This window comes from Paenibacillus sp. FSL R7-0216 (assembly GCF_037969915.1).
GTDB lineage: Bacteria > Bacillota > Bacilli > Paenibacillales > Paenibacillaceae > Fontibacillus > Fontibacillus rhizolycopersici.
The window spans coordinates 625,594-646,260 of sequence record NZ_CP150222.1 but is presented as its reverse complement, the minus strand read 5'-3'; the positions used below and the strand labels follow the sequence as shown (position 1 = coordinate 646,260).

Sequence of the window (20,667 nt, the reverse complement as noted above, 5' to 3'; positions counted from 1 at the left end):
CTCATGAATTAGAGCGTGCTTTCCGTCAAGTACGGCCGGGCTGAGGCTTCATCCACCGCGCCCAGCCGCAACAGCTCACGCAGGCTCATCTCCAGCGTGTGCATCCCAAGCTGGAAGTTCGTTTGCATCACGCTTTTGATCTGGTGCACCTTCTCCGAACGGATCAGGTTGCCGACCGCCGGCGGATTGAGCAGCAATTCCGTCGTGCAAATGCGCCCCTTCCCGCTGCGGGATGGCAGCAGCCGCTGAGACAGGATCGCCAGCAGCACCGAAGCGAGTTGAATCCGAATTTGCCCCTGTTGAGCCGGCGGAAAAGCATCGATAATCCGATCGATCGTTTGTGGCGCATCGGCGGTATGTAAGGTGGCAAAAACGAGGTGGCCGGTTTCGGCCGCCGTGATCGCCGTCCGGATCGTTTCCGGATCGCGCATCTCCCCGACCAGAATAATATCCGGGTCCTGGCGAAGCGCTGCCCGGAGGCCGCTGTCAAACGATACCGTATCCAATCCCACCTCACGCTGATTGATGATCGATTTATCATGGCGATGCAGATATTCGATCGGGTCCTCCAACGTCACGATATGCTTACGCTGCGTATGGTTGATATGGTCTATCAACGAGGCCAAAGTCGTCGATTTCCCGCTTCCGGTTGGGCCGGTAACGAGAAACAAGCCTTGCGGCTTCTGGGCCAGCTTCAGCAGCACGGGCGGGAGATGTAAGGTTTCGAATGCCGGGATGGATGGCGAAATGACCCTAGCTGCGATACTGATCGAGCCCCGTTGCCGGAATACATTGATCCGGAACCGGGAGATCCCAGGCACGCCGTAAGAAAAATCCAACTCCCCTTGCTCCGTGAATTTCTTGTACTGCGCTGGGCTCATCAACTCCTGCACGATCTGCTCCAGCGTGGACGGCGACAACAGCTCCTCGCCCAGCGCTTGAAGCATCCCGTCGATCCGCAGTACCGGCGGCGAATTCACCGTCACATGCAAATCGGATGCACCGGCATCAAAAGCGTGTTTCAACAGTCCGTTAAACGTTTCGTCCGTTACGATAGGTTCCTGGTTCATCGCTCTTCCTCATCTACTTCGCGGATGATTTCCTGCAGGGTGGTTCGTCCCTCCAGCGCTTTCTGAATCCCGTCGGCAAACAGTGTCGTCATTCCCTGCTCCTTCGCCATCTGGCGTAGTTCAGGGATTGAACAGCCGTCCACGATAGCCGAACGAAGATCATCGCTAATGATCAGGGCTTCATGCACCGCCATCCGGCCGCGGTAGCCGGTTTTGCCGCAAGTGCCGCAGCCGGCGCCGCGGTACAGCTTGTCCGTGCGTATGCCAAGCCGCTCCAGGTAAATCATTTCCTGCTTATCTGGCGTATAGGCGGCTTTGCAATCCGGGCAAATGCAGCGCACCAGCCGCTGAGCTACGATCCCGATCAGCGAGGACGCGATCAGGTACGGTTCGATGCCCATGTCGCGCAACCGGACGACCGTACTTACCGCATCATTCGTATGTAAGGTCGAGAATACGAGATGGCCCGTTAACGAAGCTCGAATTGCAATTTCCGCCGTTTCCAGGTCACGTATTTCTCCCACCATGATAATATTAGGGTCCTGCCGCAGGATCGAACGCAGCCCCCTGGCGAACGTCAGTCCGGCCGCAGGATGAACCTGCATTTGGTTCACGCCGTCCAGCATGTATTCCACTGGATCTTCGACCGTTATGATGTTCGTTTCCTCTCGGTTCAGGTGCTGTAATGCCGAGTACAGGGTCGTCGTTTTCCCACTTCCCGTTGGTCCTGTCAGCAGGACCATACCGTGCTGCTTTTCGATCATTCGCCGGAACAAGCTTAACGAATGCTCCGTCATGCCCAGCTTGTCCAATCCCTTGACGCCGTCGGCGAGATCGAGCAGCCGCATGACGATTTTTTCCCCATGAACGGTAGGCAGCGAAGACAATCGAATATCAATGGGTTTGCCGTCCACCAGCATCTTGATCCGGCCGTCCTGGGGCAGCCGCCGTTCGGCTATGTTCAAGTTGCCCAATATCTTCAGTCTGGCGATGATCACGCCTTGCATCGACTTCGGAACGGTCCGCTCGTTGCGAAGCTGTCCGTCGATCCGGTAGCGGATCGCAAGCTGCGTATCCATCGGGTCAACATGGATATCGCTGGCCCCGAGGCGTACCGCCTGCTCAATCATTTGTTGCACCAGCCGGACGACGGGAGAATCCTCGCCCAAAATCACCGAATCTAGGGCATCGATTTGAGCGACGCCAGCTCCGAGATCCTTAATCATCTCGTTCATGGAGTCCTGCAGGCCATAGAGCCGGGCAATTCCTCGCTGCAGCTCGCCCCGTGAAATAATTGCCGGTTCGATCGTAAAGCCGGTGCTCATACGAAGGTCATCGATGACAAACAAATCCAAAGGGTCCGCCATCGCGACCATCAGCTTACGTCCGTCCACGCGGATCGGGAGCACTTGATAACGTCTGGCCATCTGCTCCGGAATGACCTGGCTCAATTTGGCATCGATTTGAAACCTTGACAACGTGACATGCGGGATACCAAGTTGAAACTCCAACACCTCGATGAGCTGGTGTTCCGTCAGGACGCCTTGCGCCAGCAACACGTCGCCGAGTTTTTTCTTTGTACGCTGCTGTTCCTCCAAAGCGGTTTGCAGCTGCGGTTCCGTGATGATTCCGGATTCCAGTAGAAGTTCACCCAACCTTTTTTTGATCGTGTACATGGTTCACCTCATCACTGTTGGAATTTTTAAGAGAATCTGAGAGTGCATGTGCTGAAAAAAAGCTGTTACGAGGTTAGTTCCAAAGGCCTATCCAAGTACGTTCGGGTCATTTGATAGATTACACGAGGGAAAATTATGCAACCTTAATTTCATAACGATTATATACCTTTCGCAAAAACGATGCTATCATTTTTATAGTAAAATATACCTAGAATACATAGCTCGACAGGACTCTCCATCGACTAACAAGACTCAACATTTTTTTATACCGTTTGAAAGCGAGTGGATCGTCATGAATTCCGCCTTAAACCCCAAAAAATCTTCCCTTCGGCATACGATTGCTCGGGAAGACGGTCTAACGCTACTCGAAGTGGCCCTTGCGCTAGTTATTCTCTCGATCGTCAGCTTATATTTTCTATCCTATTTCACGAACAGCGCCACGCAGAGCAAGCTTACGAACCAACGCCTGTCTGCGACCCATTTGGCCAACGCCCATCTGCACGAGATTCAGGCCATGGAGTTCTCAGTGCTGCAAACCTGGGCCAACCGCCCCCCGGGTACGCTGCCTAATGCGACTAAGGACATCTACCTCCTGACGACCGAGATCAGTGACCGAAATTCGAAATACGCTTCCAATCCCGACATTCTGTACATCACCGTAACCGCCTATTGGCAGCCCGATCCGTCCCAAGGAGCCGGCAAATATAGGCATAACGTCTCGATTACTGGCGCCGTCAAGAAGAACTATGCGACTGCTGCGGGAGGGAGTTTACCATGAAGCTTCGGATGGAGCTGATTCGCCGTGAAGACGGCATCACACTTGTGGAGCTGCTGGCCGCTTTGGCTTTGTCCGGTCTCCTGGTCATTTTGGTGTCCACCGTGTTGACCACCTCGCTGTTCGCTTTTGGACGAGTCAACCATGAAACCGAGCTGCGAAATGAAGCGATTACGCTGAGTTCCGCGCTCCAGGCCAAACTGAGAAACGCCGCGGCGATCTCAAGTTCTGGAAGCAGCTTTACCCAATTTCAGGCGGAGGTGGTCACCGACGCGCTTTCGGAGGCAACCCAGACGATCCGCTTCCAACTGAACGGTGGACAGCTTCTCCTTGACGGTGTCCGGTTCAGCGACGAAACGCTGGATTTAACCGGCACCACGTTCACCAAGGGACCCAACGATTTACTTCTGAACCTGAAAGTTGCGCTCAAGAATGAGCCCAAGGTGGAACCCATCTATTTATTCGTTTCGATAAAACTTATATCGTGAGGTGCGTAGGGATGAAAGGACGAGGACAAGCCGCTTTTCGCCAAGAGCAAGGTTATGCCTTGATCTCCGTATTGCTTCTGGTTGCCCTCCTTCTCGTGGTGGGCACTTTGGTCATGCAGTCGGTGACAAACTCCCAAGGCATGGTGAACGTCTCTGAAGATATCGTCTCCGCCCAAGCCGACGGCGAAACGAAGCTGTTGATCAAGCTTTCCGAACTCAGGGCTGCCGTGATGGCGCTGATGAAGAAGGACAAGGTCACGCTGGAGGATGTCAAAGCTGCCGCCGCTCCTTATGTAGAGTCAGATACGGTAACTTTGGACAAGGAAAACCAGCGATATGTCGCCATTGTCAAAGCCGACGGGGTGTCCGACAAAATCACGCAAACCTTTCGGCGGAAGGTGGCAATTACGCTATCCTTCACCCCGGGCGATCCTTCCCCGGGATCCGGAACGGGCGGGTATGCCGTTGTTAGCTTTGGAGCCCTGGCGTTGAACGGAACGACGATCAATGGCAACGTCTATTCGGCAGGTGCCGTCGCCAATAATCAGTCCAAAATCAACGGAGTGCTTGTATCCCCTACCATTCCGGGCGGATCTGGTTTAACTCCACCGGATAAGCTGGATATTTCCTCCATTGTCCATCAGGTCGATAAGGAAATGAAGACGACGAAATCCGCCCTCTTTTCCACTCCGGCCACACCCCTGGATTTCGAGGTCAAAGCCAACGCCAAGTATACAAAATCAACCGTATTGAATTCGATCAAATTGATGCCCAATGTCACTTTAACGGTGGATGGCGATCTTTGGGTGAACGGCGGGGTAACGATGGAGGCTAATTCCTCGATTGTTGCCAGCGGGATCATCTACATTAGCGGGGACTTGCTCATGAACAGCGGGAACAACATGAAATTACAAGGCAGCCGGATAAAAGTAAACGGCACAACCAATTTTAACAGCGATCCTACGGTGAACATAACTGGGGATTTCTACGGAAGCACGTTAAACACGAGCGGTACGTTACTGGCGAAAAACATCTATTTAACGGGAACCTCAAACGGCAACATCAATGGCAGCAATCAATTCGCCTTGTTCGCTGCGGGTTCGGTCAACCTGAATAACGGGAACTCCCCTTCGACCCTAGCGGGCAGCGTCTATACGAACGGAGCGTTAAATATCAACGGTAACGACAAAGTCATCATCAACGGCTCCACCGCTCCCCCTACGCCCCCCGACAAACCGTCGGAGATCAAGTTTGAAGAGAAGAACGTTGTGATCAACTGAATGGCCTCAGCGCGGAAACACTTTATGCCGTGAAATAGCGCACGGGAGCGCTTGGGCTATTCTAACGGACTCCAACGCCGTTATTTCGGGATAACAGCCAGCTATAAAAATGTAACGGACCCCACAGGCCTTATTTGGCGTTTTTGAGCTACATGCACGGTATTTTCGGTCAAATAACGGCTCTAAGGTCCGTTAGAATTTGGAAAGGCCCCATTTGGGGCAAATAAGGTCTCTCAGGTCCGTTAGAGTGACCACTAGTGACCAATAGCATGCGATGAGCCGATGAGCCTAACGCAGCGCACAAACAAACCGGCCGCCATCGCGAGCCGGTTTGTTCTTTGCAATTTACTTCAAAGACTCCGCGATCCGGATCAATTCGCTTTCGTCTAACCCTTTGGCGATCAGATCAAACATCACGCCATCCGCCTCCCAAGCAATCGAATTCCCATTCACGATGATAGCATCCGCACCACCGATCTTGGTCTTCTTTACCGCTCCCTCCGTAGAGCTGGCATAAGCGGTTTCTTCGTCGGCTAGCCGCTGCTGAATGTAAATTTCATTTCCGTTACTCGCTTCGGCAAAATACAAACTGATGTATTTCGGGCTCGCTGTCCCCTGTTCGTCGAGATATTGTTCGGCCCGTTTAAAGGCGTAACCTTCCGGCAAGAACGCTGGCATTTTGACCTGGAATGCGGTGTGTTGACTCAAGGCTTCCGGGTCGGACAACGTAAGAATCCCTTCCTTCACCTCAGCTTCCGCTTGGGCCTTGGTCACGATTTCCTCGTTGTCAAATCCGGCGATCTCCTCGCCATCCGCGGTATACAACGTCCCTATATGCGAGTTCATCTCGAAAACAGGTTTACCGTCCTTCGTGAACACTTTGCCCTGCAAAGCTTCCGGCAACGGGATTAACGCTTCCTCCGAAGGAGATTCGACCTGATAGACGGTGATATGTCCTAACGTAACCGTGGAAATAATCCGATCGAGCAAGCCGCTGGCAAACGACGAAGGCGTAAATCCGATCCCGATGACCAGAATCAGCGCCGCGGCAACAGCCACCGCTCCGGCAAGCTTGCGACCCGTAAAACCACGGACGGCGCCGCGAGCAGAAGTAGGGTTCGTGATCCGCTTTTTTACCGCCTCTTTATGAATTCCCGCACCCAGTTCGGCAGCGGCAAGCGCTCCTCCGAAAGCTACCAACTCGGCGTACTCTCCGGTCTGACTCACGGGATCCTCGCGTCCTTCCAGCAGTGCGTCCACTTCAGCTTCAAAACGGCGGTATTGTTCTTGGTTGTCCATCCTTATCCTCCCTTTCAAGTTCCAACTTTAACTTCTTCGTAGCGCGAAACAGCATCACACCGATATGGCTTTCGCTTAAGCCAATAAATTCGGCAATTTGAACATTCTTCAGACCAGCACCGAATTTGAGGGCTATCAAATGTCGTTCCTGGGGCTTTAACGTCTGCAAAGCTCGACTCATTTCCGTCTCCGCTTCTCGGACGAGGGTCCGGTCCTCCGGCCCTTGCTCTCGAGATGGAGACTCTTTAAACAGATCCAGGGAAAACCACTTCCGTCTCTGCTGCTTACGGTAATAATCGTTTACCGTATTGCGGGCTATGGCGATCAGCCATGCCTCAAACGGGGAGCGATCTGCCCGAAAGGTACCATAGCGGGTCAATACCTTCTCGAAGACCTGGCTGGTTAAATCCTCTGCCGTATAATCGCAGTCCACCCGGAAGCGAATATATTTAAAGATTCGGGTATAGTAGGTTTCAAAAATCACTTCAAACTCCGTATCGGCCGATACGGCTGTCCGCTCTTCTTGGTCTCGCTTGTCCTGCTCCTTCACGGATGGAAACAGCGCGCGCTGCTGCAGCATGTTCCTTCCCCTCCTTTCTCCAAGGGACGGATTTCTTGGGGCCACTTCCTCCGCGCGGCAGGATGCCGCCTCCAAGCCATCCGCATGTTAATACGTTTAAAGCACGGTAATCATTACACTTGCCTACAAAAAAAACCGCCGGGCTAACGCCCAGCGGTTCGAATTTATTCTCATTGCTTTGTATTACGCAGTCACGACGTCCAGATCCACATCGCGTTTGAATGCCTCGGTGTCGTTCTCGCCGAGGATCTTGCCGGTGATCACACCCGCGGTGATCGAGTCATTGACGTTCAAGGCGGTCCGGCCCATATCGATCAACGGCTCGACGGAGATCAAGAGGCCTGCCAAAGCGACCGGCAAGTTCATCGTCGACAGCACGATCAGCGAAGCAAACGTCGCTCCGCCGCCGACGCCGGCGACCCCAAACGAACTTATGACAACAACCAGGATCAACGTCAGAATGAAGTCCCAGCTCATTGGATTAATTCCTACGGTTGGGGCAATCATGACGGCCAGCATTGCGGGATATATCCCGGCGCAGCCGTTTTGCCCGATCGTTGCGCCAAATGAAGCCGACAAGTTGGCGATCCCTTCCGGTACGCCCAGACGTTTAGTCTGTGTTTCCACATTCAGCGGAATCGTTGCGGCACTCGAACGCGAGGTGAACGCAAACACCAGCGTCGGGAGCACTTTACGTACATATTGGATCGGATTGTAACCAAATACGGCCAACAGGATCAGGTGAATAATAAACATCACGATCAATGCCACGTAGGAAGCACCGACGAACTTGATCAGCTTCAAAATCTCTTCCGCATTGGTTGTGGCCGCGACGTTCGTAATCAATGCCAAGATGCCGTAAGGCGTTAAACGCAGCACCAGCGTAACGATCCGCATCACGACGGCATAAACCGCTTCAACCACTTTGCGGAACGTATCTGCCTGCTCCGGCTTCTTCTTATCCAACCCAAGCACCGCTACCCCGATAAATGCTGAGAAAATCACGACCGCCAAGGTCGAGGTGCTCCGCGCGCCCGTCATATCCGCAAACGGATTGGTCGGAATGAAATCCAGCACTTGCTGCGGAATCGTCTTGTCTTCCACCGTACCGAGCCGTTCCTCAAGCGCCGTCCCGCGCGCCTGTTCCCGTTCGCCCGCCTGGATTTCGATCGCCTTGAGATCGAAGCTCAAGCTGGTCACGATACTGACGCTCGCCGCGATCGCCGTCGTAATCAACAGCACCGCGATAATTAGTCCGCTCATTTTGCCCAAATTCTGCTTGCCTTTCAGGTTCATGATCGCTGAGATGATCGATACCATGATCAGCGGAATCACGACCATCTGCAGCAGCCCTACGTAACCTCGGCCAGCCAAGTTAAACCAGTCGGTTGACTTCGCGATAACCTCCGAGCCAGCCCCATAGGACAACTGCAAGATAATGCCGAACACCAGCCCAAGGCCCAGCCCGGTAAATACCCGTTTTGTAAAAGAAACGTGCTTCTTCTGCATCCAAATCAGAACGCCGATCAGCACCAGCATGACAGCTACATTAATGATGATACGCAAGGTATCCATAATCAGATCTCCCCCTGAAAAAATAATACATAAATTCGTCTTCGCACCCGCTGGGCAAACGCCCAGATGCGAATTACAAATCGTATGATATCACATATACGAGTATTTTGATAGGATTAATTTTTACAGAGCTTGTCATGGAATTGAAGACGTTCCATCCTCTCGTATAAGACCGTAAACCAGCGGCCATACCATACAGTGAATCCGTTCATCATAGTCGAGTTCCAACGTTTGCGCATTATTATTAGGTGATGATTTAACGATTATGGCTTATTTTAAGGTAAATGAATAGGATTGTTCTATATTCTATCCCTTAAATCAGCACTATTTGAATGAAGTAGGGAGTATTACTGAGAAATTCGAAGATAATGATGAGTATTATTAAAAAAACACCGAATTTTCATCGATTTCATTTGTGCAAACGTTTTAATAATGTCATGAAGTCAGGTATGATGGTGAAATAAAGGGACTATTCGGAAAGGAAGATGATCCATGCAAACCACAGGCCTTCTCCGACTTACGAAGTTACGGCGGATTGGAAGCGCTGTCCTCATCCTGCTGCTGCTGGCGGGTTGCACCGGAACGCCGGACGGCAACGCCTCAACCCCGAAACCAAAGGACAACAACACGGGAACAACGGCAGATTCAAGCCATAACTCGGACGGGGGTGCGAAAGCTGTTACAGCCGATGCCGTAGATCCCCAGCCGTCTACGGTATTCTATGAAGTCTTCGTCCGTTCCTTCGCCGATTCGAACGGCGACGGCATCGGAGATTTCAAAGGCTTGACCCGCAAGCTCGACTATTTGAACGACGGAAACCCAGATACCGACTCCGATCTGGGTATCGGCGGGATTTGGCTGATGCCGATTAACCCTTCGCCAAGTTACCACGGCTATGATGTGACCGACTATCGGCAGATTAACCCGGACTATGGTACATTGGACGATTTCCGCGAGTTTCTGAACGAGGCGCATAAACGCGGGATCAAGGTCATCATGGATTTGGTCGTCAACCATACCAGTAAGGAGCACCCTTGGTTCAAGGAGGCGGCTGCCGATAAATCCAGTAGTTATCGGGATTGGTACGTATGGGCCGAGGATAGCGGAACGGCCACGTCCGGCTCCAGCGCCGCTGGAAGCGGTAACCCTTGGCATAGTGTGCGGGGCGACCACTATTTAGGTATATTCTGGGAAGGGATGCCCGATCTCAATTTTGATAACCCGAAAGTACGGAAAGAAATCACCGCGACAGGTCAGTTTTGGCTGAAGCAGGGTGTGGACGGGTTCCGACTAGACGCCGCAAAGCATATCTATGAAGATCTGCAGACCGATAAGAGCCAAGCGACCACGGACAAGAACGTTGCCTGGTGGCAAGAGTTCCGTAGCGGGTTAAAGGAAGTTAAGCCTGACGCCTATCTCGTGGGGGAGGTATGGGATCCTTCGGCGGCGCTAATCGCTTCCTATTTGGATCAGGCGCTGGATTCCGGGTTCAACTTTAGCTTAGCCGAAACCATTCTCAGCAGCGTCAAGACGGAAAAAGATGCGAATATCCCCTTCACTCTGGAGCGTTCGTATAAGCTGTATGGCGAGAAATCCGGCGGCCAATTCGTCGACGCCACGTTCCTGACCAACCATGACCAGAACCGGGTCATGACCCAGCTGGAGGGGGATTTACCGCATGCGAAGATGGCGGCAAGCTTGCTGCTGACACTTCCCGGCAACCCGTTTATTTATTATGGCGAGGAAATCGGCATGTATGGCGCAAAGCCTGATGAGCTGATCCGCGAGCCGATGCGCTGGACGCAGGACGACAGCGAAGGGCAAACGACCTGGGAGACCGCGGAGTACAATGCCGGCAAGAAAGGCCTTAGCGTAAGCGAACAAGCCGGTGACCCGGCTTCGTTGCTGTCGCATTACCGCAAGATGATTCAGATCCGGAACGAGTTTCCCGCGCTCAAAGACGGTGCCATTCAGGAATATGAAACGGACCAGCCGGGAATAACGGCCTTTGTGCGCATCACGGAGGACCAGGCCGTACTGGTTGTTCACAATCTGACCGGTGACAAACTTACGTTCACATTGGACCCGAATCAAGCGGACGGTAAGAGCTTCGCCAAGCTGCTGGCTGAAACGAGCATTGGGGCGGAGCTTAGCGGGAACACGCTAGGAATACCGGCATATTCGACGGCCATTTTGGAATAAAGCTCGCTGCTTTAACGCAACCGTAGCTGCCGCTACCCCAACTTGTCATCGCTCCGTCGCTCCGTTCCGACTCCAAAGACCGCAGTTACATGGAGCCTCGTAACGGACTGTAACGGACTGTAATGACGTTATTCGATCCTATAATGCGGACTTCTTTACGTAACGGACTCCAGTGACGTTATTTGGGCCAAATCGAGCATTCGAAGCGAATCGAGACCCAAATAGCGTCTCCTGAGTCCGTTAGCTGCCTGCCAAAAATATAAACGCTCCGGCGGAAGGAAGCCTAGCTTTCCTTCAACGCCGGAGCGTTTTTAATTATGCAAACTAGTTAGTGGCTCCCCGCTCGTTCTCCCTGAAACGCGCTAAGCGAACGTTGCAATTGAGCTGCCAGCTCTTCCAGCCGAGCTGACAGATCGACCAGTTCGGCGCTAACCCGATGCTGCTCCTGAGACATCGAGGCAACCTCCTCAGTGGAGGCGTTGGTTTGCTCCACAACGGAACTGACCGTATCGACGAAATCATGCAGGATCGATTGCGAATGCAGCAGCTCCTGAACGGAGGTGGATGAACTCCGGATCTCCGTCACAAATTGCTCCATCTCCCTTTTGACGTTCTGGAAGATGCCGGCCGCCTCTTTCACGGCTTCCGTTTGCGCGGCAAACAACGGGGAAATGCCTGTCAGCACCTCAACGGTTTGTCCGATCGCCTCCTGGATCTCCTCGGTGATCGCCGACACCGTCTGGATCGATTCGCCCGAAGCTGCAGCCAGCTCGCGAATTTCTCCGGCGATGACCATGAACCCTCTGCCGGCCGACCCGGCTCGGGACGCTTCGATCGAAGCGTTGAGGGACAATATATTCGTCTGCTTCGTCATTTCAACCATCGGGGCGAGGATCGATCGAATCGAGCGGGTGCTGCGGCTCAGCTTGTCCGAATTCTCCTCCAGCAAGGCCGTCATACGCGCTACCGATTCGGTCTTCTCCACCAGCTGTTCCATGTACGATTCCCCTCGTTGGCTCACGTCGATGACCCGGCCAGCCGATTCGTCCATCGCCGCGTTGACCTGAGCCACCCGGCCCATCTGGTTGCCGATTCTCTCCGCCGTCTCGGTTCCTTTCTCCGCTTCCACGGCCAGGCTTTCCGCCCCGGCTGCAATTTCCCCGGTTGCTTGCGCAATTTCAGCAGCGGTTTGCGACGTGTCGCGCGAGGCTCTCGTCAGATTCTCCGCCGTAGTCAACAATTCTGCCGCAGACACGTTCGTTTGTTCCACCAGCCGAGATATTTGCTCTAACATCCGGTTAAAGCTGTGGCCCAAACGTCCGATTTCGTCACGTCCCTTGAAATGAGTGCGAACCTGCAAATTCCCGCTTTCGCCTTCCTCCATCAAACGGCAGAGCTTCTCCAAAGGCCGGCCGACCATGCGCACCAGTAAATAGCCGATCAGCACGGCAACCACTACGGCACCCAATAGCACAAATAACATCACGACCAGCAGCCGGTCCGCCGCACTTAGAAAATCACTCTCCGGGGCATACCCCACGATTCTCCAGTCGACCGTCTTTAGTTGTCTATAGACGACCAGTTGCTGTACCCCTTGCTCATCCGCGGCTTGGAATGAGCTCTCTCCCGATTGTGCATGCTTCGCGTCAATATGGATCACAGAATCCGTCTCCAAGAGGGTCTTATCCGCCGCATGGACAATGCGGTTATCTGCGGTAAGCACCCGAACCTGACCGCTCTTTCCGATTTGCAGGTTACCCAAAATGTCGCCCACTGCCTGCGCTTTGATCTCAAACAGCAGGATGTACTCCGCCTCCGGGTGATTCATGTTCCTCAGCAACCTGGCCATCGTAATCGTCGGCTCGGTGTAAGCGCCAAAAAAGCCCTTCTGCAACGCCGGAAACCATACGGGTTCTCCTTCGGCCTCCAGCACCGATTTCACCCGCGCTTCCACCGCCTCGTCCGTACGCACCGAGCTGACCCCCGAGGACTTATACGATTTCACATCCTCCAGACCTTTGGTGACCAGACGCACCCCTTGAAGTCGATCGTCAGCCCCCTTCAACGTATCGAGTTTCTTACGAATTCGATCTTCGGCTTTCGTTCTGGCGACGGTTCCGATCCCCGGTTGGTTAACCGTTTCCAAATCGCTCCGCAACGTTTGATCGACGGCTAACTGCCGCGAGGACGCCTCATATTGGTCAAACAGAAAGTCCAGCTTGTCCGCGGCCTGCTCCACCGCCTGAGTGGATGCCGATGCCACCTGCTCACGGATAATTTCCCGCGACGCCCGGTAAGAACTGAATCCTAGTACTGCCGACAACAATACAACTGCAGCAAATACAATCACAAACATCTTCAAACCCACGGAATTCCAATGCCACTGACCGCGAAGCTTCTTCATACCCCGCATCCCCTTTTACAATATATGTATACAAAAAAAGGGTATAGCCCAGCTCGACTGAGGCTATACCCGGGTGTCTATTCTCTCTTGCTGCGTTATCCTTTGCTAGCGCCTGATGTTAAGCCGTCAACAAGCAACCGCTGCAGGAACATGAACAGGATGGTAATCGGCAGTGCGATCAGAACCGCCCCTGCGGCAAACAAGGTAAAGTTACTGTTTTGGTTACTGCTGACCATATCCCACATGCCAACCGCCAGCGTCCAGTTTTCCTTCGTCCGCAGCACGAGCCGAGCAAAGATAAAGTCAACCCATGGACCGACAAACTGGGTTAACGCCATATAAGTCAGCATCGGCTTGGACAGCGGGAGGATGATGCGCCGGAAGATCAGGAAGTTGCTGGCGCCGTCAATCCGCGCTGCTTCATCAAGCGATCGCGGAATCGTATCGAGAAAGCCCTTCGCGATAAACGTACCACCGAGCGGGGCCCCTGCCGCATACACGATAATCAGCGCTATATGCGTATCGAGAAGCTGCAGCTCCCTGAGCAGCAAGTAAATGGCGATCATGCTCATGAAGCCCGGGAACATCCCCAGAACAAGCATCCCGGATAGCGCCGTTTTGCGTCCACGGAACCGAAACCGGGATAACGCATAGCTGGTGAGCAGTGTCAGCAGCACGCCTAGGAGCATGGAGAACACAGCGATTTTCAACGTATTTAAGTACCAGGTGCCAAACAAATACGTTTTCGATGTAAATAGTTCGGTATAGTGATCAAACGTAAACTTCTCCGGAATCAGCGTTTTGCTATATAGCGATTTACCTGGCCGCAAAGAACCGAAGACGACCCATAGCACCGGGTAAACGGCGGCAATGCACAGTATAACCAGCATCACGTAACTGGCACCCAGCCGAATCGCGTTTCGTATTTTCCGTCCGCTCATTGGATCATATCCTCCTCTTTAAACGACTTGGTTCTGCGGTAGTTGTAAATCGAGAACGAAGCGATAATGATGAAAATAATGATCCCGATAGCAGAGGCCATGTTGTATTTGTTTTGGTTCAAGGTCAGTTTGTAGAGCCACGTAACCAGGAGGTCGGTAGCCCCGGCGTATTGATAATCGCCTTTGACCGGATCACCGCCCGTTAGCAGGAAGATGGCGTTAAAGTTGTTGATATTACCGGCAAATTGAGTAATGAGCGTCGGTGCGGTCGTGAACAGGATCATCGGAAGCGTAACGATTCTGAACTTCTGATATCCGGTAGCTCCGTCCACTTCGGCCGCTTCGTACAGATCCTTCGGAATCGTGGTCAACACGCCCAGGATCAGCAGCATGGAAACCGGAATCCCGACCCACATATTGACGACGATGACCGTAACCTTCGCCCAGAACGGGTCAGTCAACCACGGTAATCCGCCTAGCCCGAAATATCCGAGGTATTGGTTAATCGGACCAAACTGGCCATTAAACATATTTCTCATGACAAGCAGCGAAATCAGCTGCGGAATGGCGTAAGGAAGAATTAAAATCGTTCTCCATAGCCCCTTAAAGCGAATGCCCTTCTGATTGATAAGCAAGGCCACAAGCAACCCGCCGAAATAAGTCGTTACCGTCGACAAAATCGCCCAGATAATCGTCCAGGTTAAGACGCCGTAAAAGGTATGGCTCCAGGTTTTTAGCGCCACCAGATTCTTAAACGTTCCGAATCCGACCCAATCAACCAGCATGGCTGGCGGAATGTGCTTCGGCGCCGAGTAGTTGGTAAACGCGAGCAAGATCATAAAGATGATCGGCATCACGGTAAAAAATAAAATCCCGACAGCGGGGATACTCAAAAAAGCAACAGCGAATTTATAATCTAGCACATAGCGAACCGATTGCTTAAAGTTATTTGACTTCTTGCCTTTATCTCTCTCTTCCCCGATTTTGCGGGCGTCTCTGACGTTCATGACGTATACAAGAATGAACACCGCCAAGAACAGTAAGGTAATCAAGCTCTGAATCATGATGAAAATAGAGTGATCTCCATCCACCCATTTTCCTTTGACAAGCATTCTAGGCACTTCGCCAAGCGTAATCATACCCCAAACCGCATTGCCCAAATTACGAATAAAATAAGTGATCCCGAACGCTTCAATCAGCATCATCAACAAACCTTTGATGATCTGCCGATTATACAGCTGACCGAGCCCCATGCACAGTATCGACAGGATCGTCGCGTTTCTCTTGTGTCGGTCCATTTCCCTTCCTTCTCCTCTCCTACGGGAAATTAAGGAATGACCCGCCGCTAACAGCGGCGGGCAGATCGCTTCCCTCGTACGTCGTTTACTTATTCAGCCGCTCCGTTATTCAAATCCTTAATTTGCGTTGCGGCCTTTTCCATAGCTTCTTTCGGATCGGCATTATTATTCCAAATCTCCGGCAGTGCCGCATTTACAGGAGCCCATACGTTAGCCATTTCCGGAATAGAAGGCATTGGCTGCGAGTTCTTCGCTTGCTCAGCAAACGCCGATACGTAAGGATCGTTTTTGATTTGATCAGTTTCCAGCGCTTCAAGGTTCGTAGGTACTGCGCCAACTTTTTCGTTCAGCAACAATTGAGCGTCTTTCGTGGAAGCAAAGTTCGCGAACAATTTCGCTGCGTTCGGGTATTTCGTAAAGGAGTTCACGACCCAAATTTTAATCCCGGAGAAAGTGATCGCCGTTTTGCCGTTAATGGACGGATAAGGAGCCAGACCCAGGTTGTCGCCGAGAGCTGCCTTGTAGCCGGCCAATTCCCAAGGACCGTTGATGTCCATTGCTACGTCGCCTTCGTTAAACAAGCTGCGTTTAATGTCCGGGTTGATGTCGCCGCTATTGATCGGGAGAATTTCTTTCAAGCTTTGGAACACTTTCATACTTTCGATGGCTCCATCGGTGGTTAAGCCGATATCGTCAGGGTTTGTGCCATTATCGCCGAACAGGTAGCCTCCCGTGCTGGCAATAAACGGATAGTTAAAGTACATGTTCCCAACTTCCCACATGATGCCGTATTTATTCTTCGACTTGTCGGTGAACGTTTTGCTAAACTCGATAACGTCACTGAAGTCTTTTGGCGCTTCGGGAAGGATCGATTTATTGTAATACAGAGCCATCGTTTCGGCTGCCCGCGGATAACCATAGAGCGTACCGTCGAAAGTTGCGCCTTGGATCGAAGCTTCTGTATTGTTCTTCGTCGTTTCTTCGGCAAACACGTCGTTCGCCAAAATCAGACCGGAGGTTGCTGCGTTGCCCAAGTGATCGTGAGGAACGATCAGAACGTCGGCAGCGAGACCGGATGGTCCGTCTTGCGTCAATTTACCGATTTGATCGGTTGGAGCTACTTCTTCGATTTTTACGTTTACGCCGTATTTCTCCGTAAATTGTTTGGCGATTTCTTCTGTAAATACTTTCTCTTCTTTACTTTCCCAAACGACCAGTTCCGCGCCGTCTTCCGGAACGATCGACTCTGCGGAAGCATTGTCAGTTCCCGCATTTCCAGTGTTTTCGGTTTGGTTCGCCGGAGCATTCGCACTTCCGTTGTTGCCACCGTTATTATTCGATCCGCAAGCTGTGATGGAAATAACCAAGGACAGCGCCGCAACCAAGGTCAATGCTTTTTTGAACTTCATTACAATAACCCCTCCTAAATGTTTATATAGACGTTTTTCAAGAATTTTGCGCAAACGTTTTCAGAAAGTGCTTGAAACTATTTCGCCGTTGCGACTTCTATCTCCAATAGTTTAGCATTTCCCGCCCGAAAGCGCTTTATCCACGTAACACATCATACATCATGGCATGCTACTTGTAAAAACGTTTGCACAGTCCTAAACTGGGGGTAAATCATTTCTTTTCTCCTTCTCTCTTTTATTTTCTCCGATATTCGCATTTTTTATGTATTCACGACCTTGCCATACGCTAGCATTCGAGGCATGTTTTCGCGTTTTCCCCCTATGTATCAAGCGGTATTTGTCCTTTTTGTCTACGATTACTTCCATACTTTCATTCAATACAACTCTCTTTGTGCTTCTGTCTTGTGCAATGGTTTGAACAGTGTTATAATCCGGATCAATGAGAGCAATACTAGCTTTGCCGCTCGGTTCAATAAGTTGAAGGCGCTGTTATCGAAAGGTACATCCTCGGCCCGTTACTTGGCTTGGATGTGCTTTTTTTGCTTATGCACAAAACAGCCGGGACGGAGCCTGGCGGACGAAGCGATCTAAAAACCGATTTAGGAGGAATTTATTATGTTACTCGAGGCCGTGTATCATCGTCCCAAACTCAATTGGACTTATGCTTACGACAACAGAACACTCCATTTGCGCCTGCGGGCCAAGAAGAACGATCTCACCGAGGTTTATGCTTTTGTTGGAGACAAATACATGTGGGATCAAAGCAAAGAGCTGATTCCGATGACCCTCATGATCAGCGACGAGATGTTCGACTACTGGGAATGCGCTTATCAACCGCCGCTGCGCCGGACGAGATACGGCTTCCTGCTGAAATCCGGCGAAGAGCAAATCTGGATGACGGAAAGCGAATTTACGAAGGAACGTCCGGCTGGTCCTGAACGGCTGTTCGAGTTCCCGTTCATTAATCCGATCGACGTGTTCACGCCGCCTGCATGGGTGAAGGATGCCATCTTCTATCAGATCTTCCCGGAACGCTTTGCAAACGGCGACCCGAGCAACGATCCGAAAGGGGCATTGCCTTGGGGCGGCAAGCCGGAACGGGATAACTTCTTTGGCGGAGATCTGCAAGGCGTCATCGATCACCTTGATCACTTAAGTGAACTGGGCATTACAGGAATCTACTTCACCCCGGTCTTTGAAGCGACAACCAACCACAAGTACGACACAGCCGATTATATGAAGATCGATCCGCATTTCGGGGACATCTCCACGATCAAGAAGCTGGTGCAGGCTTGTCATGAACGCGGCATCAAGGTGTTGTTCGACGCGGTGTTCAACCACTCCGGTAAGACGTTTGCTCCCTTCGTGGACGTGATGGAAAAGGGCGAAAAATCCCGCTACAAAGACTGGTTTTACGTGCGCGAATACCCTCTGCAAGTGAAGGACGGCGTACCAACCTATGATACGTTTGCGTTCGAACCGCTAATGCCAAAATTGAATACCGAAAACCCGGAAGTCAAAGAATACTTGTTGAAAGTCGCCGAGTTTTGGATTAAGGAAGTCGGAATCGACGGCTGGCGGCTGGACGTAGCTAACGAAGTGGATCATGCCTTCTGGCGCGATTTCCGCAAAACGGTAAAAACTGCTAACCCAGACGCCTACATCTTGGGCGAAATTTGGCACGAATCCTCCGGCTGGCTGCAAGGGGACCAATTCGACGCCGTGATGAACTATCCGTTCACCGAAGCCGTGCTTGATTTCGTCGTGCGCGGCACGCTCGATGCCGAAGGTTTCGCCAATGCGATCGGCAAGCAGTTGTCCCGATACCCTCTTCAGGCAAGTGAAGTGGCATTTAATCTGCTCGATAGCCACGATACCCCTCGCCTGTTGACGTTATGCAAAGACAACAAAGCCCAAATGAAGCTGGCGGCCCTGTTCCAGTTTACTTACAGCGGAACGCCTTGCATTTATTACGGGGACGAAGTTGGCCTTGACGGCGGGCAGGATCCGGATTGCCGCAAGTGCATGGAGTGGGATCCGAAACGTCAGGATCGCGACTTGTTCGCGTTCTACCAGAAGCTGATCGCCGTTCGCAAGCAGCTCGCTCCGCTGCGCACCGGCAGCCTGAAATTCCTGCTCGCAGAGAAGGAAGGCTCGAAGCTCGCGTATGAACGCGTATTGAACGGGGAGAAAGTGCTTGTCCTGTTGAACAACTACGATGCCGGACAGATCCTCGAGGTTCCTGCGGCGGGGCAAGCTTGGCGCGACGCCTTCAGCGGTCAAACCTACGGCACGAACGACGGCAAGCTCGCCGTTAAGCTTCCGGCTTACGGTTATGCCGTGTTGACTCTGGCGTAAACGATCCTTCCTACGCTAAATCAAGCTTCACCTTTTTTGTGGCCGGCCTAATTCCTTCTGGAAATGGCCGGTCGTTTTTTTGGGGTAAATCGTTTGCGCAATCCGAACAGTTATTTACTCCCAATGATGTTTAATTTCGATGAAAACACCCTGATCACAAGGCGGATGTATGCGATTTATCCCCAGATTCTCTATTTACTTTCCGTTTTCTTTAGATTAATATTACAGTGTAAAGCAAACGGTTCCACAGAGGAGGTTTTTTATGGCTGTCACCATTAAGGATGTTGCCAAAAAGGCCGGAGTATCGCCCTCTACCGTGTCCCGGGTGCTGTCCAATCACCCCAGAATCAGCGCGGAAACCTCGCGCAAAGTGAAGCTCATTATGGACCAGCTTGGCTACCATCCAAACATCATGGCCAAGAGTTTGGTCTCCAAAACGACAAACAGTATTTGCATCATGCTGCCAAAGTCCGCCGAGGAATTATTCTCGAACTTCTTCTTCATGGAACTGATCCGCGGCATCGTAACCCAGGCCAGCCGCCTAGGCTATGATGTGCTCATCAGCTCCGGAGCCAATGAGAAGGAAGAACTCGAAAGCGTCTCCAGACTTTTGAACGGACGCCGGGTGGACGGGGTCATTTTGCTGTATTCACGGCAGAACGATCCGGTGATCGATTTCCTCCATGAGGGGGGTCACCCGTTCGTGTTGATCGGACGCAGCGAGGAATATCCTGATATTTTAACGGTGGATAATGATAATATCCAGGCGTCATACGACGCCACAAAACATTTGATCGCCTTGGGACATGAACGAATCGGGTTCGTCAGCGGACCGCCGGAGCTCGTCGTCTCCAAAGACCGGTTGAAGGGCTATCAGGATGCGCTCAAAGATTCAGGCTTGGAGTGCCGGCCCGAATGGATTGTCGAAGGTGAGTTTTTACAGGACAGCGGCTATCGGGCCATGTCGTTCTTCATGAATCTTCCAGACCGTCCGACGGCTCTGGTCATGATTGACGATGTTGTAGCCTTTGGCGTGCTTCGCGGCTTGCATGAACTGAAATTCAAAGTGCCTGAAGATTTGTGCCTGGTCAGCTTCAACAATATCCCGCTGTCGGAGCTTTCTACGCCACCGCTCAGCAGCATGGATATCGGCATTTACAACTTAGGTTACACCGCTTCTCAGGTGTTGATTCAATCGATTCAAAACAACAGCGACAAGGTGTATCCGAAGCGGCAGATCATTCCGCACCGCCTGATCGTCCGCGATTCGTCCATGTATTCGGTCCCCAAGAAATCCTAAGGGACGCATGGA

At 52.0% G+C, this 20,667-nt stretch carries 15 protein-coding genes; 6 read left to right on the top strand and 9 right to left on the bottom strand.

Annotated features, from left to right (window positions below):
- Positions 1-8: 8 nt before the first annotated feature.
- Together MKZ15_RS02655 and MKZ15_RS02650 are read right to left on the bottom strand one after the other, a co-directional pair.
- Complete coding sequence (locus MKZ15_RS02655; protein WP_339819615.1) at positions 9-1,070, bottom strand: type IV pilus twitching motility protein PilT; 1,062 nt, start codon at positions 1,068-1,070, stop codon at positions 9-11.
- Entirely contained in the window at positions 1,067-2,746 is a 1,680-nt protein-coding gene (locus MKZ15_RS02650) for an ATPase, T2SS/T4P/T4SS family (protein WP_339819613.1), read from the bottom strand. The genes MKZ15_RS02655 and MKZ15_RS02650 overlap by 4 nt, the downstream gene beginning before the upstream one ends.
- A gap of 292 nt (positions 2,747-3,038) precedes the next feature.
- Here MKZ15_RS02650 and MKZ15_RS02645 point away from each other — a divergent pair, with 292 nt between their 5' ends.
- The 3 genes from MKZ15_RS02645 to MKZ15_RS02635 are packed head-to-tail and all read left to right on the top strand — an operon-like array spanning position 3,039 to position 5,289.
- Entirely contained in the window at positions 3,039-3,524 is a 486-nt protein-coding gene (locus MKZ15_RS02645; protein WP_339819611.1) for a type II secretion system protein, read from the top strand.
- On the top strand, positions 3,521-4,009 hold the full coding sequence (locus tag MKZ15_RS02640) for a prepilin-type N-terminal cleavage/methylation domain-containing protein (protein WP_155607470.1): 489 nt from the start codon (positions 3,521-3,523) through the stop codon (positions 4,007-4,009). Before MKZ15_RS02645 ends, MKZ15_RS02640 begins: the two co-directional genes overlap by 4 nt.
- 11 nt (positions 4,010-4,020) lie before the next feature.
- Positions 4,021-5,289, top strand: a complete 1,269-nt coding sequence (locus MKZ15_RS02635; protein WP_193416731.1) for a hypothetical protein — start codon at positions 4,021-4,023, stop codon at positions 5,287-5,289.
- A 345-nt stretch (positions 5,290-5,634) separates the two neighbouring features.
- On the opposite strand, the gene MKZ15_RS02630 is transcribed toward MKZ15_RS02635, so the two are convergent.
- From MKZ15_RS02630 to MKZ15_RS02620, 3 genes are all read right to left on the bottom strand, one after another.
- Positions 5,635-6,588 (bottom strand): DUF4367 domain-containing protein, encoded by a 954-nt coding sequence (locus MKZ15_RS02630; protein WP_193416732.1) that lies wholly within the window; start codon positions 6,586-6,588, stop codon positions 5,635-5,637.
- On the bottom strand, positions 6,557-7,168 hold the full coding sequence (locus MKZ15_RS02625) for a sigma-70 family RNA polymerase sigma factor (RefSeq protein ID WP_155607473.1): 612 nt from the start codon (positions 7,166-7,168) through the stop codon (positions 6,557-6,559). The genes MKZ15_RS02630 and MKZ15_RS02625 overlap by 32 nt, the downstream gene beginning before the upstream one ends.
- Before the next feature lie 183 nt (positions 7,169-7,351).
- On the bottom strand, positions 7,352-8,743 hold the full coding sequence (locus tag MKZ15_RS02620; RefSeq protein ID WP_193416733.1) for an L-cystine transporter: 1,392 nt from the start codon (positions 8,741-8,743) through the stop codon (positions 7,352-7,354).
- Positions 8,744-9,235: 492 nt separating this feature from the next.
- On the opposite strand from MKZ15_RS02620, the gene MKZ15_RS02615 reads away from it, so the two are divergent.
- Positions 9,236-10,945 (top strand): alpha-amylase family glycosyl hydrolase, encoded by a 1,710-nt coding sequence (locus tag MKZ15_RS02615; RefSeq protein ID WP_339819608.1) that lies wholly within the window; start codon positions 9,236-9,238, stop codon positions 10,943-10,945.
- A 328-nt stretch (positions 10,946-11,273) separates the two neighbouring features.
- On the opposite strand, the gene MKZ15_RS02610 is transcribed toward MKZ15_RS02615, so the two are convergent.
- From MKZ15_RS02610 to MKZ15_RS02595, 4 genes are all read right to left on the bottom strand, one after another.
- On the bottom strand, positions 11,274-13,349 hold the full coding sequence (locus MKZ15_RS02610) for a methyl-accepting chemotaxis protein (protein WP_339819606.1): 2,076 nt from the start codon (positions 13,347-13,349) through the stop codon (positions 11,274-11,276).
- A 95-nt stretch (positions 13,350-13,444) separates the two neighbouring features.
- The gene (locus MKZ15_RS02605; protein WP_155607477.1) at positions 13,445-14,290 is read right to left on the bottom strand and encodes a sugar ABC transporter permease; all 846 of its coding nucleotides are present in this window, start codon (positions 14,288-14,290) and stop codon (positions 13,445-13,447) included.
- On the bottom strand, positions 14,287-15,588 hold the full coding sequence (locus MKZ15_RS02600; RefSeq protein ID WP_155607478.1) for a sugar ABC transporter permease: 1,302 nt from the start codon (positions 15,586-15,588) through the stop codon (positions 14,287-14,289). Before MKZ15_RS02600 ends, MKZ15_RS02605 begins: the two co-directional genes overlap by 4 nt.
- 89 nt (positions 15,589-15,677) lie before the next feature.
- Positions 15,678-16,997, bottom strand: coding sequence for a maltose ABC transporter substrate-binding protein (locus tag MKZ15_RS02595; RefSeq protein ID WP_193416737.1), 1,320 nt, complete (start codon positions 16,995-16,997; stop codon positions 15,678-15,680).
- A 615-nt stretch (positions 16,998-17,612) separates the two neighbouring features.
- Between MKZ15_RS02595 and MKZ15_RS02590 the strand changes: the two genes are divergently transcribed.
- Both MKZ15_RS02590 and MKZ15_RS02585 read left to right on the top strand, forming a co-directional pair.
- Positions 17,613-19,355 (top strand): alpha-glycosidase, encoded by a 1,743-nt coding sequence (locus MKZ15_RS02590; protein WP_193416738.1) that lies wholly within the window; start codon positions 17,613-17,615, stop codon positions 19,353-19,355.
- 262 nt (positions 19,356-19,617) lie between these two features.
- The gene (locus MKZ15_RS02585; RefSeq protein WP_155607488.1) at positions 19,618-20,655 is read left to right on the top strand and encodes a LacI family DNA-binding transcriptional regulator; all 1,038 of its coding nucleotides are present in this window, start codon (positions 19,618-19,620) and stop codon (positions 20,653-20,655) included.
- Positions 20,656-20,667: the final 12 nt, after the last annotated feature.

What these genes read in the sequence shown, in the direction of transcription:
- MKZ15_RS02655 (WP_339819615.1), bottom strand. Translation starts at nt 1,070, where the DNA reads ATGAACCAGGAACCTATCGTAACGGACGAAACGTTTAACGGACTGTTG.
- MKZ15_RS02650 (WP_339819613.1), bottom strand. Translation starts at nt 2,746, where the DNA reads ATGTACACGATCAAAAAAAGGTTGGGTGAACTTCTACTGGAATCCGGA.
- MKZ15_RS02645 (WP_339819611.1), top strand. Translation starts at nt 3,039, where the DNA reads ATGAATTCCGCCTTAAACCCCAAAAAATCTTCCCTTCGGCATACGATT.
- MKZ15_RS02640 (WP_155607470.1), top strand. Translation starts at nt 3,521, where the DNA reads ATGAAGCTTCGGATGGAGCTGATTCGCCGTGAAGACGGCATCACACTT.
- MKZ15_RS02635 (WP_193416731.1), top strand. Translation starts at nt 4,021, where the DNA reads ATGAAAGGACGAGGACAAGCCGCTTTTCGCCAAGAGCAAGGTTATGCC.
- MKZ15_RS02630 (WP_193416732.1), bottom strand. Translation starts at nt 6,588, where the DNA reads ATGGACAACCAAGAACAATACCGCCGTTTTGAAGCTGAAGTGGACGCA.
- MKZ15_RS02625 (WP_155607473.1), bottom strand. Translation starts at nt 7,168, where the DNA reads ATGCTGCAGCAGCGCGCGCTGTTTCCATCCGTGAAGGAGCAGGACAAG.
- MKZ15_RS02620 (WP_193416733.1), bottom strand. Translation starts at nt 8,743, where the DNA reads ATGGATACCTTGCGTATCATCATTAATGTAGCTGTCATGCTGGTGCTG.
- MKZ15_RS02615 (WP_339819608.1), top strand. Translation starts at nt 9,236, where the DNA reads ATGCAAACCACAGGCCTTCTCCGACTTACGAAGTTACGGCGGATTGGA.
- MKZ15_RS02610 (WP_339819606.1), bottom strand. Translation starts at nt 13,349, where the DNA reads ATGAAGAAGCTTCGCGGTCAGTGGCATTGGAATTCCGTGGGTTTGAAG.
- MKZ15_RS02605 (WP_155607477.1), bottom strand. Translation starts at nt 14,290, where the DNA reads ATGAGCGGACGGAAAATACGAAACGCGATTCGGCTGGGTGCCAGTTAC.
- MKZ15_RS02600 (WP_155607478.1), bottom strand. Translation starts at nt 15,588, where the DNA reads ATGGACCGACACAAGAGAAACGCGACGATCCTGTCGATACTGTGCATG.
- MKZ15_RS02595 (WP_193416737.1), bottom strand. Translation starts at nt 16,997, where the DNA reads ATGAAGTTCAAAAAAGCATTGACCTTGGTTGCGGCGCTGTCCTTGGTT.
- MKZ15_RS02590 (WP_193416738.1), top strand. Translation starts at nt 17,613, where the DNA reads ATGTTACTCGAGGCCGTGTATCATCGTCCCAAACTCAATTGGACTTAT.
- MKZ15_RS02585 (WP_155607488.1), top strand. Translation starts at nt 19,618, where the DNA reads ATGGCTGTCACCATTAAGGATGTTGCCAAAAAGGCCGGAGTATCGCCC.